This is a genomic window from Lachnospiraceae bacterium, assembly GCA_025758065.1.
Taxonomy (GTDB): Bacteria; Bacillota; Clostridia; order Lachnospirales; family Lachnospiraceae; genus Enterocloster.
Genome location: CP107199.1, coordinates 2,315,429 through 2,333,983 on the forward strand (window position 1 = coordinate 2,315,429; position 18,555 = coordinate 2,333,983).

Below are 18,555 nucleotides of genomic sequence, written 5' to 3' on the forward strand. Positions count from 1 at the left end.
AGAGATGAAAAGAGAGATTCTGAGATATCCAGAGAGAACATTTTATGACCAGGAGGAAAGATCATGAGCGTACATAAACCCTTAGAAGGGATCAAAGTAGTTGAGCTGGCCAGTTTTGTGGCTGCGCCTGCAGCAGGGAGAATGCTGGCAGAAATGGGAGCGGATGTGATCCGCGTGGAAAGCACTGCAGGTGATCCATGGCGTTTTTACGGCGTAAACTGCGGGCTTCCTGTTGCAGATGAGGAAAATCCTCTTTTCGACCTTTATAATCTGGGAAAAAGAGATATTCAGTTAGATACCAAGACACCGGAAGGTAAGGAGATCCTGCTGCGTCTTCTTGGTGAGGCGGATGTATTTATTACGAATAACCGTTTAAAATCCCTGGTAAGAGCTGGCCTGGATTATGATTCTTTAAAGGATCGTTTTCCAAAGCTGATCTACGGCCTGGTAACAGGATATGGACAGACCGGGCCGGATGTAGATGCACCGGGATATGACGGCGTTGCTTTCTTTTCAAGATCCGGCATGCTGGCAGATATGGCAGAACCTGGGGGTTATCCTGCAAGCGCACCGGGCTGCGTAGGAGATGGAGCTACAGGAGCTGCTTTGTTTGGCGGTATCTGTGCTGCTCTTTTAAATAGAGAACGTACCGGAATGGGCGATTTTGTAGAGACATCCCTTTTTGGCAATGCAGTGTGGCTTTGCGGTACTATGTCAGCCTTTGAACAGTACGGATATCATTATCCGAAAAAGAGATCTGAAATGGGAGCTCTGTACACTTTTTATAAATGTAAAGACGGAGAATGGCTCCATCTGGCTGTTACCCAGCATGACCGGTACTGGAAGCCGCTGGCAGAGGCGCTGAATGTGCCGGAGCTGGCAGAGGACGAGCGGTTTAAAAATGCGGCCCTGATCTCCAGAAACAGAGCCCAGCTGATCCCGCTTCTGGAACAAGCTTTTAGTCAGTTTGACTATGATGAGATCGCTGCCAGATTAAGAGAAAGAGATATCGTCTTTGACCGTATGCGTCATTACAGGGAGCTGGCAGCAGATCCTCAGGCTGTGGCAAACGGCTTTGTAAAGGAACATATTTATGAAAATGGGCATTCTTTTATGATGGCCATGCTGCCGGTACATATGAGAAATATGGATGAAACAGGCACTGGACGGGGGCCGCAGATGGGAGAACATACAGATGAGATCTTAAAACAGTATGGTTACTCAGAAGAAGCGATCCTCCGTTTAAAAGAAGCAAAAGCTGTAAAACAGCATCCGTGAAAATCCTTTGGTTAATATAACCATTACTTTCAAGAGAGTGTCTATAAAAAAATTGTATGAACCGCTGTATCATTACAGCGGTTTAAATGTTATTTTAATAACAAGCTTATAATTCCATGCGGGAAAACCGTGTGTACATAAAGTAAAGGAGAGGCAGATCAATGAAAACAAGAATGACAGAACTTTTAGGGATCCAATATCCGATCATGCAGGGGGGAATGCAGCATCTGGGAGTTCCTGAACTGGCAGCTGCCGTATCAGAGGCAGGCGGTCTTGGAACCATCAATGTAACTATTTATCCGGATCCGGAAGATTTAAGAAAGGCCATTAAAGAAGTAAAGGCAAAAACAGATAAACCATTTGCAGTAAATATTTCCCTAATCCCAAGTCTCCATCCGGGACAGGAGCTTTTTGACCAGGTTAAGGTGATCCTGGAAGAAGGAGTAACAGCAGTAGAAACAGCTGGTGCGAGCCCTCAGGAGCTGGCAGATGTATTAAATGCCCATAAGGATCAGGTGAAATGGATCCATAAAGCAGCCTGTGTAAAGCATGCAAAGAAAGCAGAGAGCATGGGTGCAGACCTTATCACCATGGCTGGCTTTGAGGTAGCAGGACATCCTCATACAGATGGTGTGGGAACTATGGTACTGGCAAACCGCACAGCAAGAGAAGTAAAGGTTCCTGTACTGGCAGCAGGCGGTATTGCAGATGGCAGAGGCTTACTGGCAGCATTAAGCCTTGGATGCGAAGGCGTTGTAATGGGAACACGTTTTGTAGCAAGCAGGGAATGCTGGATCTCTGAAAATCATAAAAACTGGATCGTAAATGCAAATGAGAACCAGACTGTTCTTTGTCAGAAATCTATTAAGAACATGGTCCGCGTTGCAAATAATGAAGCAGCAAGAAAGTGTCTGGAGTTAGAGGCAAAGGGAGCTACCTTACAGGAACTGATGCCTGTTATATCAGGAAAACTTGGCAAAGCCGCTTATGCGGATGGAAATGTAGATGGCGGTATGTTCGCCATTGGACCGGCTGTTGGCCTGATCCATGACGTAGAAAGCTGCAAGGAGATCATTGACTCCATTATGGCAGAGGCAGAAGATGGTTTAAAACGTTTAAACAGCCTTGGTTTATAAAAAATGTAAGATTTGGAAAGGAAGAAGATAAATATGGGAAAAGCACTGGAAGGAATCCGCGTTCTGGATTTTACAACAATGGCAGCAGGACCTACTGCAGCAGCAATGTTAGCTGATTACGGCGCAGAAGTTATTAAAATTGAACGTCCGGGAAGAGGAGAAGACGGCAGAAAATTTCCGCCTATGGTAGACGGTGAAAGCCTTACATACTGCTGGTTCAACCGTGGAAAGAAATCACTGGCAGTGGATATGAAGGATCCGGAGGGACTGGAGCTGGTAAAGAAACTGATCCCTACTGCACAGGTGATCTTAGAGAATTTCCGTCCCGGAACCATGAAGAAATTTGGTCTGGATTATGAAAGTGTATGCAAGGTCAAACCGGATATGGTATATGTTTCCCTTACCACTTATGGACAGACAGGACGACTTGTTTCCAAGCCTGGATATGATATTATTGCGCAGGCAATGTCCGGTATCATGAGTGTTACAGGTGAAGCAGACGGGGCACCCCAGAAAAGCGGCATCCCATTGGGAGATATGGTTGGTGCTTTAAATATGTTTGCAAGCACCATGACTGCTTTATATCATTGGAAAGATACAGGAGAAGGCCAGTATGTAGATGTATCCTTACTTCGTTCCCTGTTATATATGAACACCCCTCTGATCCATTGTAATCTGGGCAAAGAGCGCATGAGCAAACGTCAGGGAAATCATCATCCTACTATGTGTCCATATGGCGTATTCCACTGCAAGGACGGTGATATCGTTATGGCAGCTTCCGGAAAGCGTATCTGGGACAGCTTATGTGACCTGATGGGAAGACCTGAGTGGAAGGAAGACCCTGAATATCAGGAGGTTGGTGACAGAGCACGTCATCAGAAGGTTCTGATCCCATTATTTAACGAATGGCTGACTAACAGTTTCTCTGGACAGGACGAGGCACTTGCAGCTTTAGATGCTGCCGGTATCCCATGCTGTAAGGTTCAGGATGAGTATCAGGCATGGTCCAACAAAGATTTCCGTGAAAATGGCTGGATTTCAGAAGCACCTACTATGCCGGATATGAAAATGAAGACCTTCTATACAAGAACCGGTAACTGCAGCATGTCAAAGACATCACCTGAGTTTAAGAGAGCACCATTACTGGGTGAGCAGAATGTGGAGTTGTTTAAGGAATTAGGCTACAGCGAAGAAAAAATCAAAGAACTGGAAGAGCGCTGGCCGCACCAGAATTTATAGTTTTCAGAACAGTGAAAATATAGTTTTCAAAATAGTGGAAAATCTGGCACAGAACTTACGGCAGGCTTACCTGTAAGCAAAGTTTTGTGTCAGATTTTACATCGGAGATTAAAAGTAAGGAGATCAACCATATGCAGAATGGATTATTTAATATAACAGAAGAGCAGCAGAGCCTGGTAGAGCTGATCCGTGACTTTATGACCAAAGAGATCAAGCCACATGTACTGGAATGGGAAAAAGAAGGTCATTATCCACAGGAGATCATAGAACAGGGTATTGAAATGGGACTGCACATGCTGCAGGTACCGGAAGAGTACGGCGGCATGGGACTGGACACCACAACTGCAGCTATGATGATCGAGGAAGGCGCAAAAGTTGAAAGTACCTTTATGGGTATGTTCAATGTAACCAGCATGGGCGGAAAGATCGTTATGGCAGCAGGAAATGAAGAGCAGAAGCAGTATTATTCCAGTCTGCTCCAGAAGGGATATTTAAGCTCTTTCTGCCTGACTGAGCCTGATGCAGGTTCTGACAGTGCTGCTGTACGTACTACTGCTGTGCGAAAAGGTGATAGTTATGTTATTAACGGAACAAAAATGTTCATTACCAATGCTTCTTTAGCAAGTGTATTTCTGGTAGTGGCAACACTGGATCCATCTAAGGGCTCTAAGGGACTGGCTACGTTCATTGTAGAAAAAGACCGTCCAGGTGTTACTGTAGGAAAGAAGATCGAAAAGATCGGTATGCGTCTTTCTAATACAGCTGAGGTTATTTTTGACAATGTTGAGATCCCGGCATTTAATCTGATCGGAACAGAAGAAGGCGGCTTTGCCAATGCCATGAAGGTCCTTACTGCTTCCAGACCGATCATCGCAGCCTCCAGCCTTGGTGCATGCCAGTTAGCAAGAGATCTGGCTATCCAGTATTCAAAGGAAAGAGTTGCTTTTGGCAAGCCGATCTGTGCAAAACAGATGATCCAGGAAAAAATCGCCAACATGGAAATGCTGATCCAGGCTGGCCGTGGACTGGTTTACAATGCTACCATGCTTCTTGACCAGGGAAAACCTTGCAATAAAGAAGCATCTATTGCTAAATGCTTTGTAACAGAGGCATATGGAAAGATCACAGATGACGCACTGCAGATTTTTGGTGGATATGGTCTTTGCGATGAATATCTGATCTCCAAGTTGTATCGTGATGCCCGTGTGAACCGTATTATTGAGGGAACCAACGAGATCCAGAGAGTGGTTATTGCCAAGTCTTTACTGCGATAAAAAACTAACAGGTTGGTTTAACCAGAAAATAGCAAAAATCATTTTTTAATTTTTGTGCGTAGTGACATAGATGGTTTAATCTGAGTTTGTTATTATTATGTCATAGTCAGTTACATCATAATAAATCGTTTCAGAACCTGCTTTATGCGGAAGAACAGGGGGTGTGGTACCTGAAACGATAAATAAACGAGAGGGGTAATGATATGATTAGTTTACTGGGTATTGTGATCGGACTTGCGTTGTTCATCCTGTTGGCTTACATGGGTTACAACACGATCATCGTTGCCATTGCTTCGGCTATGGTAGTAGCAGTATTTGGAGGAATGAATCCATTCGTAGCATTAACTGAGGCATTTATGCCAAAGACAGTTGGATTCATGCAGGGATATTTCCTGATCTTCCTGTTCAGTGCATTATTTGCACGTTTCATGGGCGATACCGGTGCAGCACCTTCTATTGCAGTTAAGGTTGCACGTATTGCCAAGAGAGCAAAAAATCCGGATATGCAGCGTTGGCTGGCAGTTATGGTACTTCCGCTGATCCAGCTGATCTTAACCTACGGCGGCGTTAACGTATTCGTAGTAGTATTCATCCTGGTAGCAATTGCCCGTTCACTGTTTAAGGATCTGAACATTCCCTGGTGGATGTACTCCTGCTCCTGTCTTGGATCTTCCACTGTGACCATCGGTATGCTTCCTGGTTCCCCGCAGATCCAGAACATCATCCCAATGCAGTACTTTGGAACAACTACCATGGCAGCACCTGTTCTTGGTATCTTAAGCTCCATTATTACATTTGCTATTGGTTCCCTGTATATCTGGTGGCAGTGTAAACGAACCAATAACAAGGGTGAAGGATTCTATCCAACTGGTGATCTGATCGACAAAGAGCAGTTAGTAGAAGCAAGCGTTGAGAACGAAAAGCCATTATGGCAGTGTTTACTTCCAATGATCGTTGTTATCGTTGTATTAAACGTATTAAAGCAGAGTGCAGTAATCGCTCTTTGCAGCGGCTGTGTAGTTGCATGGCTGTTATATGATCCACGCAAGCAGGATTTAAAGAAGATCTTCTCCGGTGCTATGCCACAGGCTATCATGCCTCTGATCACCGTTTGCTGTGCATCAGGCTTTGGTGGTGTTGTAGCAGCTGTTCCTGGATTCCAGACTATTGTTGGCAGCTTAAACAACTTTGGAACCAGCCCATTTATGATCGTATTAGTAGTTAACATTTGTTCCGGTATCTGCGGTTCCGCTTCTTCTGGTGAGAACATCGCCCTTCAGAACTTTGCTGACCGTTTTATCGCAACAGGTATTCCTGGACCTCAGTTACACCGACTGGTTGCAATGTCTTCCATCGGTCTGGATACACTGCCACACAGTGCAGGTATCATCACTATGTTGTCTACAACCAAGCTGACCCACAGACAGGCTTACATAAACAACTTTATCCTGTCTCTGGTACTGCCGATCATTATGGCATGCTTCGCAGCTGTTATGATCTCTGCAGGTTTCTATCTGTAAGCGCAGGTTAAGGATACATAAAAACGTAAAATGAAATCCCCACAACATGCCGTACATTCCGCATGCGGCATGTATATAAAAACTCCCGGCAAACGTATGGAAAAGCGTTTGCCGGGAGTTTTATTTATTTGCCGGTAAATACAGGTTTTCTTTTTTCTAAAAATGCGTTTACCGCTTCTGCGTGGTCTGCAGAATGAGTCAGGCGGTCTACATAATCAGCTTCCAGATTCATGCACTGGTGGAGATCCGGGTACATGATCCGGTTGATGCCGCCTTTGATCTCCGCATAGGAAAGAGTAGGTCCGTTTGCCAGGGCAGTGATCTGTTTTTTTACATTTTCTTCCAGTTCTTCAGCTGGTACAGCACGGGTGATGATGCCCATATCAGCTGCTTCTTTTCCTGTAAAACGTCTTCCTGTCATAAAAAGATCGGCAGCTCTTGCCGGACCAACGCGTCTGGTCAAAAGGACGGAGCTTCCCATATCCGGTGCCAGTCCGATAGAAGAAAAGGCAAAGGACATTTTTGTATTTTCCTCTGCAATGGCAAAGTCGCAGGCCATGGCAAGGCTCATTCCGCCGCCTGCGCAGGCACCTTCGATCCAGGCAACTACCGGCTTTTCAATCTGACGGATGTAAAGGACCAGGTGGTTGAAATTAGCCATATTGGTCTTAGTCTGGGTAGGTGCAGGGATACCAGCTGCATAGCAGTCTACACGTTTTTTCATGGAAGTAATGTCACCGCCTGCACAGAATTTTCCGCCTTCACCCCGCAGAACGATCACGCGGATACTGGGGTCAAAGCGGAACTGTTCCAGAACTTCAGAAAGCTCAGCTGCCATTGGCTGGCTTAAGGCATTTAACTTTTTAGGATCATTAAGGATAATATAACCTGCACCGTTTTCAGTGTAAGTTTTAACATATTGGTACATAAAAAAACCTCCTGTTATATTTTTCACTAAAGCAGATCAGGGAATATCTGCTTAAAAATACTTCTGCTTTTAGTATAATGCAAAAGCGTGGGGATTGCACCGCAGAAACTATGGATAATCCTACGAAAATAACAGGCGCTAAGGGGGAGCTTCTTCGTTCATTTCTACATAGATTAAGACGGGGTAATATGTTAAAGTATTATCATACAGTCAGTGTAGTTTTTGATACGGGAGAACAGTATGATGTCCTCTCGGAGTCTTTCCTGCACTTGCTTTTGTGGCCGATTTTCCGCCAGCCGCACCCGAATTCCATCAACGTACGCACCGCGTACGCCTCAGAAATTCGGGCACAACTGACAAAAAATCTTCTCACAAAATCAAGCACAGAAAGATTCCGGGAGAACATTATGTAAAACAGGAGGTTACATTATGATAAAAACAAAATTTACAGAAATGTTTGGAATTGAGAAACCAATCGTCCAGGGCGGTATGCAGCATTTAGGTATTGCTGAATTTGCTTCTTTAGTCTGCAATGCAGGCGGTATGGGAACTATTAATATTACCTGCTATCCGGGAATTGATGAATTCCATGAAGATGTGATCAAAATGAAGGAATTTACTAATAATAAGCCTTTCATTGTAAATATTTCCCTGGTTCCGGACCTGACAAAGGGCGAAGAGATCTTTAAATATATTGATGTATGTGCAAAAGAAGGTGTTGCAGCCATCGAGTTTGCAGGTGCTTCTCCAGTAGAATTTATGCCGGCATGTAAAGAGGCAGGCATCAAGATCATCCACAAGAGCCCAAATGCAAAAGTAGCAGCCAGCATGGCAAGAAAGGGCGCAGATGTGATCACCATTGCAGGCTATGAAGTAGCAGGACATCCAAGTATGGATGGGATCGGTACATTTGTGATTGCTAACAAGGCAGCTAAGGTTTGTGCAGAATACGGTGTTCCGGTACTGGCAGCAGGTGGTGTGGCAGATGGAAAAGGTCTGGCAGCAGCACTGGCATTAGGTGCACAAGGCGTTGTTATGGGAACACGTTTTGTAGCAACTGCTGAGTGCCCGATTTCTGATAACCACAAGGAATGGCTGTTAGAGCATACAGAAAAAGATACAGTTATTGTCCAGAAATCCATTCATAATGCAGCCCGTGTTGCAAATAATATGGCAGCAAAGCTGACTCTGGAAATGGAAAAGAGAGGAACCACCCTGGAAGAACTGATGACTGTTATTGCAGGAAGACTGAGCAAGAAATGCTATAAAAACGGCGATATAGACGGCGGCATCTATGCATTAGGACCGGCAATGGGCCTGATCAACGATATTAAGCCAGTACAGCAGCTGATGGATGACATGGTAGCAGAAGCAGAAGAAGTGATCGGCGGATTAAAGGCTTCTATTTATTAATAAAAAGGTATAGAAGCAATAAAAGTAATAGAAGTAAAAGCAGAAGAATAAGAGCAGGATCAGAAGGGACTTAAGATGATGGCAGACGAGGCAAATTACAGACCTTTGGAAGGGGTTAAAGTATTGGAGCTTTCCACAATGGTGGCAGCAGGCTCCTGTGGAAGAATGTTAGCAGACTGGGGTGCTACAGTTATTAAAGTAGAAGCTGAAAGCGGAGATATGTTCCGTAATTTCCCAAAAACATTTCTTGTACCATGCACTATGGATGAGAACCCTTTATTTGATAACCTGAATGCCGGAAAAAGGGGCATTGTATTAAATTTAAAGACACCGGAGGGCATGGAAGCAATGCATCGCCTTTTAGCTGAGGCAGATGTATTCCTGACCAATACCCGTGTAAAAGCATTAAAGAAACTGGGACTGGATTATGATTCCTTAAAGGATAAATATCCAAGGCTGATCGAGGCCAATATTTTCGGCTTTGGTGAAAAGGGACCAAAGAAGGACAATCCCGGATTTGATACGGTTGCATTCTGGGCAAGCAGTGGTTTTAATGCAGATATGATGGTAGAGGGACCTGGAAGTTATCCTGTATATAGTTCTGCAGGCCCTGGTGATATTGTCACAGCAATGGGATTATGCTATGCCATTACAGCTGCTCTTTATAAGCGCACCCAGACAGGAAAAGGCGACCGGGTAAGCTCATCTCTTTACGGAACTGCACTGTGGTGCTTCCATATTATGTCAGTTGCAACAGAAGAACGTTATGGATATCAGTATCCAAAGACCAGAGAGGTAAGCGCACCTACAGGCGCTCCTTTCAGGACAAAGGATAACCAGTGGGTCATGACTACTATTTTAAAGATCGAAGAGCAATGGCCGGTGCTGTGTAATGTATTAGGTGTTCCAGAATTGGGAACAGACCCAAGATACAACACAGCCCTGCGTCAGAGAGACCCGGAAGTGCGTAAATATCTTATGAAGCGCTTTGAAGAGATCTATGCAACTAAGACCGCAGACGAGTGGTGCAAGCTTCTGACAGAAGCAGACATTGTAAATGACAAACTGGCCCATTATAAGGATATGGAGCACAGCCAGCAGGCATGGGAAAATGAGTATATCCACGAAGTAACCTGCCCAAACGGCGGAAAATCCATTCTGGTACGCCCGGCTATGAGAAGTGACCGTATGGGTATACCAACCTGGAAGCGTGGGCCTATGTTAGGCGAACATACAGAAGAAGTTTTAAAAGAAATCGGCTATACAGATGAACAGATCAAAGCTATGGAAGAAAAGAAGGCGGCTGTTCAGATCGATACCACCCAGTTTCAACATCTGGATGAGGAAATGTAAAGAAGGGGATAAATGATGGAAGGGCAGTTTCGTTCCTTAATAGATATATTTAAAACAGGAAAAGAGCAGTATCCGGATAAAACCGCTATTATCATGGGGGAAGATACAAGGACATATGGAGACATCTTTGATAATGCAAAAAAAATTGCAGGTTTTGTGCTGAAAAAAGGGATAAAACCTCAGGATAAGGTGGCTGTCATCTCACAGAACCATGTAGATTATATTGAGACCGTTTTAGGTATCCTTATGACAGGCGCAGTGCCTGTAAATATCAACTGGCGTCTGGCTGCTCCGGAACTGCACCATCTTTTGCAGTTTAATGAAGTAAAATTAACCTTTTTCCGTTCCAAAGATGAAACTATCCGCGCAGAGATGGGTGAGCTGACAAAGGAGCTGTGCCAGTGTATTGATATGGACTGTATTACAGCGGTTCTTGAAGGCGTAGAGCCCTTAGAGCAGTTTGTCCAGCGCAAAGATGAAGATATTTTGATGCATCTGCATACCAGCGGTACTACCGGTATGCCAAAGACTGTCCGGTATACAAAAGGACAATATATGCGGGAGCTGACTACCTGTGTACATTCTCTTGGATTTGATAAAGATACTGTATTTCAGCTGATGAGCCAGTTATTCCATTCTGCAAGTATTGGACCTTATTCCATTTTTGCCTGCGGCGGAACCATTGTACTGTTCCCGAAATTCTCACCCCAGGAATATTTAAAGAGTATTGAAAAACATCATGTTACAAGATTAAGTGCTATTCCAACTGTATTGACTGCGCTGCTTAACCAGCCGGATTTTGACAGCTATGACTTAAGCAGTATCCATACAATCAGCTATTCAACCTGTCCTATGCCGCCGGAATTGATCAAGCGTGCATTAAAGCATTTTAACTGTGGTTTCCAGCAGTCCTATGGCATGACAGAAATGGGTTCTATTGTCACTATGCTAACAGAAGAAGAGCATATTAAAGATAATATGCACTATCTGAATTCTGTAGGACGTCCGATCGAGGATCATAAGGTAAAGATCCTTGGAGATGACGGCAAAGAATGTGCCCCAGGTGAAACTGGTGAGATCGTAGTAACAGGTCCGGGCATGATGAAAGATTACTATAAGATGCCTGATGAAACAAAAGAAGTTATGATAGATGGCTGGTATCATACCCGTGATATGGGTTATCTGGATGAAAGTGGTTATCTTTATATCAGCGGACGAAAGAGTGACATGATCATCTCCGGCGGTGAAAATATTTTTCCGCTGGAAGTGGAAAATGTGCTGCGTATGAATGAAGAGATCGCGGAAGTTTCTGTTCTTGGTGTTCCCGATGAATATTGGGGAGAATCCGTTCAGGCAGCAGTGGTCCTGCGTCCTGACAGTAAACTGACCCCGGAAGAGATCAGAACCTTTTGCCGCGGCAAGATCGCAGGCTACAAGATACCGAAAAAGGTATATGTATGGGATGAACTGCCGAAAAATACCACAGGAAAGGTTTGTAAGGCAGAGGTGTTGAAGAAGATTAAAGAAGAGAATTGAAGAAGATAAAAGGTAAGAATAAATACACGATAAGTTGTAGGATATTGGGTTGAAGTTATAAATCGCGGTACTGTGCAGATGATGAGAAAGTGTCTGTATGGTGCCGTTATTTTATATGCGAAATTAAAAAAATGAATTAATTTGTAATTATTAATATATTGACATTGCGGCCGGACGGGAGTATATTGAAGATACATACAAGAAAAAGGGGAAGCCAAAACAATGAAAGAAAGATCAAAAATCCTGAACCTTATGATTGCTAAAACGGACAGAGCAAACAGTGAACGCTGGCTTCCTCTTTGGATGCACTCTTATGACACAGCCGGTGTTATGGAGTATCTTTATCATAACTGGCTCCCACTGGCTGTTATAAAAGTGATCGGCAAAGATTTTGGGGAAGAGATGGGCTTGAAGGTATGCTTGTTTCTTGCATACATCCACGATGCGGGCAAGCTCTGTAGCCAATTTCAAAGCGGTGTTGCCGAGCAGGTAAGAGATATCCGGGAAAAATTGTTTCAGGAAGCTATTTCACTTGTTTTATCCAAAAACCTGACGAAAAAGATACCTCATTCCTTATGCGGGGAAGGTATTTTGAGAAAATATGGGGTACCGGTAGGAATTGCTGTGATCGTTGGCTCTCATCACGGCAGTACACCCGAGTATTATTCGGATATAGCGGAAGAAAATATAGAAACTTATGGAAAAGATGTATTTTTTGGACAGCAGAAAGATAAGTGGGAAAAAGTATGGAAAGAATGGCTTGATATAGCACTTGAAAAAAGTGGATTTTCTAGCGTAGAAGAAATTCCGGATATTAGTATGGAAGTACAGGTGATCCTAACCGGACTTTTGATCATGGCGGACTGGATCGCTTCTAATACATATTACTTTCCTTTGATAAATACTGCCTGTTTGGGTGCGGATACGGATTATCCAAAGAGAGTGAACAATGCTATTGAAAAGCTGGATCTTCCAGAATTCTGGATTCCAGGGGAAAATGACTGGGGAATGGATGATACACTTTTTGAAGAAAGATTTGGATTTGCACCAAGAGAAGTACAGCATACAGCAATGGAAATAGCACAAAACACCACAGAGCCGGGCATTTTTATTCTGGAAGCTCAGATGGGCGTTGGAAAAACAGAAGCAGCCCTGGCAGTGGCGGAGATTTTAGGGCAAAAAGCAGGAAGTGGTGGAATTTTCTTCGGATTGCCTACACAGGCTACAGCAAACGGACTTTTTCCAAGGCTGATGAAGTGGGCGGAGCAGCAGTCAGAAAATGTAAAACTTGGTATACGTCTGGCACATGGAGCGGTTGAATTAAATGAGGATTATCAGCAGTTGATAAAAGGTTCTGCTTCATCAGTGGGAGAAGATGAGGAAAACAATCTGGTAGTACATAGTTGGTTTGAGGGTAGAAAAGTGGCACTGCTGGCTGATTTTGTGATCGGAACGATTGATCAGCTTCTGATGGCAGCTTTGATACAGCGCCATGTAATGCTGCGGCATCTGGGGCTGGCAGGAAAGGTGGTCATTATCGATGAAGCTCACTCATTTGAAATGTATATGGAGTCCTTTTTGGAAAGAGCATTAGAATGGCTGGGCACCTACCATGCTCCGGTAATCGTTTTATCAGCTACACTTCCTCAGAAACGTCGTTTTGATCTAATAAAAGCTTATTTAGGTAAAAAAGACATGGATGAGAATGCAGACTGGTGCAATACCGCAGGTTATCCTCTTTTTACCTGGACAGATGGTGAGCAGGTTTGCCAAAAACAGATGAGCCTGGGAGTCGAGAAAGATATTATTCAGGTCATCTGGAGTAAAGATGAGGAATGTATGGATATTCTGAAAAATTCTCTGAAAGATGGAGGTTGTGCCGGCATTATTTTAAACACAGTTGCAAGAGCGCAGGATTTTGCTCAAAAGCTCTCTGAATGTTTTCCGGAATGTGAAATGATTCAAATGCATTCACAGTTTATTATATCGGATCGTGCAGAGATCGAAAGAGAAATTTTAAAACGTGCAGGAAAAAATTCAACACCAGAACAGAGAAATAAACTGATCATAGTGGGAACTCAGGTGTTAGAACAATCTCTTGATATTGATTTTGACGTGATGATTACAGATCTTTGTCCTATGGATCTGCTGCTTCAGAGAATTGGCCGTGAACATCGTCATAAGGGAAGAAAGAGACCATTGTGTCTGCAAAAAGCAAAATGTTATGTTTTAACAGAAACAAGGGTTGTTTATGATAAATGGCTGCTTCAGAGGACAGCAGACAAACTTCCAGAATACTTTTGCCTTCCGGATGATATTCCTGTTTATGTTCAGGATGTGTATGCAGAGCCGAACGAGGATGAGAAGAATGATTTGTGGGATGAGTATATGCGGCATTTAGAAAAGCTGGAAGAGGATGCGAAGCGGTTTCGAGTGGGAGAACCAGTTTGTGAGGAAGAAGATAATCCGGAATTTGATAGTATAAAAGGCTGGTTAAACAATACAAGTGCAGAATTAACAGATGCGGCAGCACTTGCATCTGTGCGTTCAGGATCCCCAGCCATCGAAGTACTTGTTTTACAGAAAAAAGGAGAAGATATCTGTTTTCTGCCATGGCAATATGAAGGAAAGCGTGTTCCTGCAGATAATATTCCATCAGAAGAAGAAGCAAAGGAGATATTGAAACAAAGGCTGCGGCTGTCATCTATATTTTCAAAAGAATACAATTATAAAGAGGTATTACAGAAATTGAGAGATGATACAGACCAGTATTTTGCACAGTGGCAATATGCCCCAAAACTTCGTGAAGAACTTGTACTTTTATTGGATGAAAATTTTTATACAGAATTAAATGGATATGATCTGCATTATGATAAAAGGACCGGATTATCCAGCAGAGAGGAGGAGAAAAATTGAAAATACCGGAATTTAACCTGTTAGATGAAAAATGGATCCAGGTATTAAAAAATGATTGTTCTGAAGAACTGGTATCTTTACCGGAAGTATTGATCCATGCACATGAATACAGGGATCTCAGTGGAGACACACCAGAGCAGGACATGGCTGTTTTGCGATTGCTTCTGGCAGTATTACATACTGTGTTTTCAAGTGTTGACCAGGATGGACAGACAGACTGGATCGATTCACCAGTGAAAGCCAGAAAAAGATGGAGAGCTTTATGGGAGAAAGGATATTTTAAAGAAGATGTGATCCGTACATATCTGGGAAAATATCATGAACGCTTCTGGTTGTTCCATGGTCAATATCCATTCTGGCAGATACCGGAAGCAGCTGTAGGAACGGAATATACGGTTGCAAAATTAAATGGTGAACTTTCTGAAAGTGGAAACAAAGTACGTCTTTTTCCATTATGTAATGGCATCAGAAAGCAGGAAATGGAATATGCAGCAGCAGCCAGGTGGCTTTTATATGTAAATGCCTATGATGATACTTCTGCAAAGCCAAAAGAAAAAGGCCTTCCGTCTCCAGGAGTTGGATGGCCGGGAAAGCTGGGATTGATCGCTGCAGTTGGAGATAACCTTTTTCAGACGCTTATGTTAAATCTTACCTTTTTAAAAGATGGAAGAAGTCTTTGGGAGGGGGAAGAAAGACCGGTATGGGAGAGGGAACCATCTAAAAAAGAGAGACAGGAAATTGCAGTTCCTGATAATCTGGCAGAGCTTCTTACTTTGCAGTCAAGGCGGCTTCTATTAAAACGAGATCATAATAAAGTGGTTGGATATTATTTGCTGGGAGGAGATTTCTTCGACAAAAACCTGGCATATGCAGAACAGATGACTGTGTGGAGAGAAGTAAAAGAAAAAGATCGAAAATTTTTTATTCCACGCAGACATGATCCTTCCAGACAAATGTGGCGGGATTTCGGAAGTATATTTGTGGAATCGGGAGCAAATGTACGAAAGCCGGGAGTTGTCAGCTGGTATGATACCATAGCAACAGAAATGCAGTGGAAAATGAGACCGATCCGTTTCCGGATTGCTTCTGTACAATATGGTGATAAAGATTTTTTTGTGAATGATACATTTAATGATTCACTGGCCTTTCAAGGAGAATTGCTTTTACAGATGAGCCGCCCGTGGCAGACCAGGATACTGGACGAGATCAATAAATGTGAAGAAGTAGCCGGGGCTATTGGGACACTGGAAGGAAATCTTGCCAGGGCAGAAGGCAGAGATGCAGATATTGTCTATGCAAAGGAAGTATTTTACGACCGGATCGACCAACCGTTTAGACGATGGCTTATGGAAATCGTACCAGAAACAGATGACATATCAGAAGTTTGTGAAAAGCTGGACGAGATCATCCAAAAGAGTGGGAAAGAACTGGGAGAAGAAATGGTTTCAAATGCAGGAGAAACTGCTTTTGTGGGAAGAACCAAAGAGGATGTGTATTATGCTTCACCAGAAGCGTATAACTGGTTTCTTGGAAAATTGTATAAAATTTATCACTGACAGGAGGTGAATGGAATGGAGAATGGAAATCCAATTGAACAGGTCAAAGGATTTGCAGAAAAGAAACTTCATGCATTAAGAGAAAATCCAGATGAGAGCGGAACCAGGGCATATCTGGCAAAGATGCGAAAGGGAGTTGGAAAAGTACCTGGCGCAGATCCAGAACTTTGGGGGATCTTATTTGAAGACTTGCCAGAAGAATTAACAGGCAGAGGAAATACACCTGGACGGGCAGAACTGGCATTGTATGCGGCGCTTACACTGTATGCAATCCACCAGCAAAGTCGCTCTTTAAAAGAAGAAAATGCACATCAGCGAGGAATCGGCTTTGGACGGGCAGCAGGAGAAATGGCAGCAAAAGAACCCGATTCGTTAAAAGCAGTACGCAGAAGATTTAATGCGGCAGCGGTATCATCTGATCTGACAGAATTAGCATGGCATATGAAAGGAATGGTGCAGTTATTCAGGCAAAAGGAAATTTGTCTGGATTATGTGCAGTTAGCAGTTGACTTTTATTTATATCAGGATTTAGAAAAGATACCTGAGATCCGATTAAAATGGGGAAGAGATTTTTACAGATATTGTAATGCAAAAGCAGAAAAAGAGGAGGAGAAGGAAAATGAATGAAAAAAGATTATATGTGGATCTGCATGTGGTACAGACAGTTCCGCCAAGCTGTATAAACAGAGATGATACGGGAAGTCCTAAAACAGCAGTATATGGTGGTACTACAAGAGCCAGAGTTTCTTCCCAGGCATGGAAACGTGCTATGAGAAAATATTTTTCTCAGATGTTCCATGAACAAAATATAGGGAACAGAACTAAGAAAGTGATCGAAATGGTGGCAGAGGAGATACGTTTACAGGCTACAGATGAAGTAAATACGGAAAAGAAAGCTGCAGAGGCACTTAAAAATGCAGGGATCAAGATCAATGATAAAACCGGAGAGAGCGATGCACTTTTGTTTATGAGTAAAGGACAGGCAAAGGCACTGGCACAGCTGATCATATCTGGAAATACAGATAAAAAGGCTTATAAAGAAGCAATGCAGAAAGAGCCTTCCTATGACATGGCTTTATTTGGAAGAATGGTAGCTAGTGATCCTTCTTTAAATTACGATGCAGCAGCACAGGTTGCACACAGTATTTCTACCCATACGATCCACAATGAGTACGATTATTTTACAGCAGTAGACGACTGCGCACCAGAAGATAACGCAGGTGCAGGTCATCTTGGAACAGTGGAATTTAATTCATTTACCATGTACCGCTATGCAACCGTAAATGTAATGGAGCTATACCGGCATCTTGGAAAAGATACTGCAGAGGTTGTAGAGGGGTTTATAAAAGCGTTTATCTGTTCTATGCCGACAGGGAAACAGAATACATTTGCAAATCGTACATTGCCGGATGCAGTATATATTACAGTAAGAAAGAATCAGCCTTTAAATCTTTGCGGAGCTTTTGAACGTCCGATTTTAAGCAACTGCGGCTATGCAGACAAGTCAGTGGAAGCAATGATCACATATGCGAAAAAAGTATATGGTAATTATGCAGATGAACCGGAAAAAGCATTGGGAATCGGTGATCAGCTGGAGGAAGCCGCAGAAGTTATGTCTTTAAAACAGCTTTTAGAAAGTGTAAAGACAGAGATCCAGGTGCAGTTAGAAGATGGAGGAAAAGAATGAGTACATTGTTACTTCGCTTCGCAGGACCTGTCCAGTCATGGGGGATCAACTCAAAATTTGAAGTCCGCCGGACGGAAAATGCACCTTCAAAAAGTGGAGTGACAGGACTGTTAGCAGCAGCTTTGGGGATTCGGAGAAATGAAGATATCAGCAGTTTAAACAAGCTGAGACTGGGAGTCAGGACAGACCAGGAAGGAAGACTTTTGAAAGATTTTCATACGGCTCACAGTGAAAAAAACTCATATATAACCACAAGGTATTACCTGTCAGATGCCATTTTTTTAGTTGGTTTAGAGTGCGGAGATGAGATTTTTCTGCGAAAACTGGAATATGCCCTGAAGCATCCGGCATTTCCACTTTTTCTGGGGAGACGGTCTTGTCCGCCGGAAGCTGGTATGGTTTTGGGAATACGGGATCTGTCGTTGGAAAAAGCACTGGAAGAAGAGCCGTGGCAGGGACCTGAGTGGAAAAAGAAAAAAATGCCTTCTAAACTTTCGATGTTTATAGAATGTGTGCCAGATGATCCTACAGGCAGTATGGTAAAAGATAAGGCAGAATCTTTTGATCCGTATTATAGAAAGTATGGTTACAGAAGGCTGAAACGTGCGGAAATAAAAGTAGCGTCAGATGAAGTGGCTTCAGAAAAAATGACTTCAGGTAAAAATCCGGATATTATAAGAGAACATGATGCCATGGGAGAATTGTGAGGTGATGAAAAT

14 protein-coding genes are annotated in these 18,555 nt (G+C 43.2%); 13 read left to right on the plus strand and 1 reads right to left on the minus strand.

Translation table 11 applies throughout. The annotated features are described in order from the left end of the window. Nucleotides 1–63 precede the first annotated feature (63 nt). From OGM16_10700 to OGM16_10720, 5 genes are all read left to right on the plus strand, one after another. Nucleotides 64–1,278 (plus strand): CoA transferase, encoded by a 1,215-nt coding sequence (locus OGM16_10700; GenBank protein UYJ45298.1) that lies wholly within the window; start codon nt 64–66, stop codon nt 1,276–1,278. Between the two features lie 161 nt (nt 1,279–1,439). Then, the gene (locus OGM16_10705) at nt 1,440–2,414 is read left to right on the plus strand and encodes a nitronate monooxygenase (GenBank protein ID UYJ45299.1); all 975 of its coding nucleotides are present in this window, start codon (nt 1,440–1,442) and stop codon (nt 2,412–2,414) included. A 33-nt stretch (nt 2,415–2,447) separates the two neighbouring features. Beyond that, nucleotides 2,448–3,653 (plus strand): CoA transferase, encoded by a 1,206-nt coding sequence (locus OGM16_10710; protein ID UYJ45300.1) that lies wholly within the window; start codon nt 2,448–2,450, stop codon nt 3,651–3,653. 131 nt (nt 3,654–3,784) lie between these two features. After that, nucleotides 3,785–4,927, plus strand: coding sequence for an acyl-CoA dehydrogenase family protein (locus OGM16_10715; protein UYJ45301.1), 1,143 nt, complete (start codon nt 3,785–3,787; stop codon nt 4,925–4,927). 203 nt (nt 4,928–5,130) lie between these two features. Further along, nucleotides 5,131–6,447 carry a hypothetical protein gene (locus tag OGM16_10720; GenBank protein UYJ45302.1) on the plus strand — a complete coding sequence of 439 codons (1,317 nt, stop codon included), beginning with the start codon at nt 5,131–5,133 and terminating at the stop codon, nt 6,445–6,447. 124 nt (nt 6,448–6,571) lie between these two features. Here the strand turns inward: OGM16_10720 and OGM16_10725 are convergent, their stop codons facing one another. Then, the gene (locus OGM16_10725) at nt 6,572–7,375 is read right to left on the minus strand and encodes an enoyl-CoA hydratase (GenBank protein UYJ45303.1); all 804 of its coding nucleotides are present in this window, start codon (nt 7,373–7,375) and stop codon (nt 6,572–6,574) included. A 429-nt stretch (nt 7,376–7,804) separates the two neighbouring features. On the opposite strand from OGM16_10725, the gene OGM16_10730 reads away from it, so the two are divergent. From OGM16_10730 to cas5e, 8 genes are all read left to right on the plus strand, one after another. After that, nucleotides 7,805–8,788: a nitronate monooxygenase family protein gene (locus tag OGM16_10730; protein UYJ45304.1), complete on the plus strand. Its 984-nt coding sequence runs from the start codon at nt 7,805–7,807 to the stop codon at nt 8,786–8,788. Nucleotides 8,789–8,863: 75 nt separating this feature from the next. Further along, nucleotides 8,864–10,141 carry a CoA transferase gene (locus OGM16_10735; GenBank protein ID UYJ45305.1) on the plus strand — a complete coding sequence of 426 codons (1,278 nt, stop codon included), beginning with the start codon at nt 8,864–8,866 and terminating at the stop codon, nt 10,139–10,141. A 12-nt stretch (nt 10,142–10,153) separates the two neighbouring features. Further along, entirely contained in the window at nt 10,154–11,677 is a 1,524-nt protein-coding gene (locus tag OGM16_10740) for an AMP-binding protein (protein UYJ45306.1), read from the plus strand. Between the two features lie 222 nt (nt 11,678–11,899). Further along, the gene (cas3, locus tag OGM16_10745) at nt 11,900–14,593 is read left to right on the plus strand and encodes a CRISPR-associated helicase Cas3' (GenBank protein ID UYJ45307.1); all 2,694 of its coding nucleotides are present in this window, start codon (nt 11,900–11,902) and stop codon (nt 14,591–14,593) included. Beyond that, a complete protein-coding gene (gene casA, locus OGM16_10750; GenBank protein ID UYJ45308.1) occupies nt 14,590–16,149 on the plus strand; it encodes a type I-E CRISPR-associated protein Cse1/CasA in 1,560 nt (519 codons plus the stop codon). Before cas3 ends, casA begins: the two co-directional genes overlap by 4 nt. 15 nt (nt 16,150–16,164) lie before the next feature. Continuing rightward, on the plus strand, nt 16,165–16,776 hold the full coding sequence (casB, locus tag OGM16_10755; GenBank protein UYJ45309.1) for a type I-E CRISPR-associated protein Cse2/CasB: 612 nt from the start codon (nt 16,165–16,167) through the stop codon (nt 16,774–16,776). Next, nucleotides 16,769–17,836, plus strand: coding sequence for a type I-E CRISPR-associated protein Cas7/Cse4/CasC (gene cas7e / locus OGM16_10760; protein UYJ45310.1), 1,068 nt, complete (start codon nt 16,769–16,771; stop codon nt 17,834–17,836). Before casB ends, cas7e begins: the two co-directional genes overlap by 8 nt. Then, nucleotides 17,833–18,543 carry a type I-E CRISPR-associated protein Cas5/CasD gene (gene cas5e / locus OGM16_10765; protein UYJ45311.1) on the plus strand — a complete coding sequence of 237 codons (711 nt, stop codon included), beginning with the start codon at nt 17,833–17,835 and terminating at the stop codon, nt 18,541–18,543. The genes cas7e and cas5e overlap by 4 nt, the downstream gene beginning before the upstream one ends. Nucleotides 18,544–18,555: the final 12 nt, after the last annotated feature.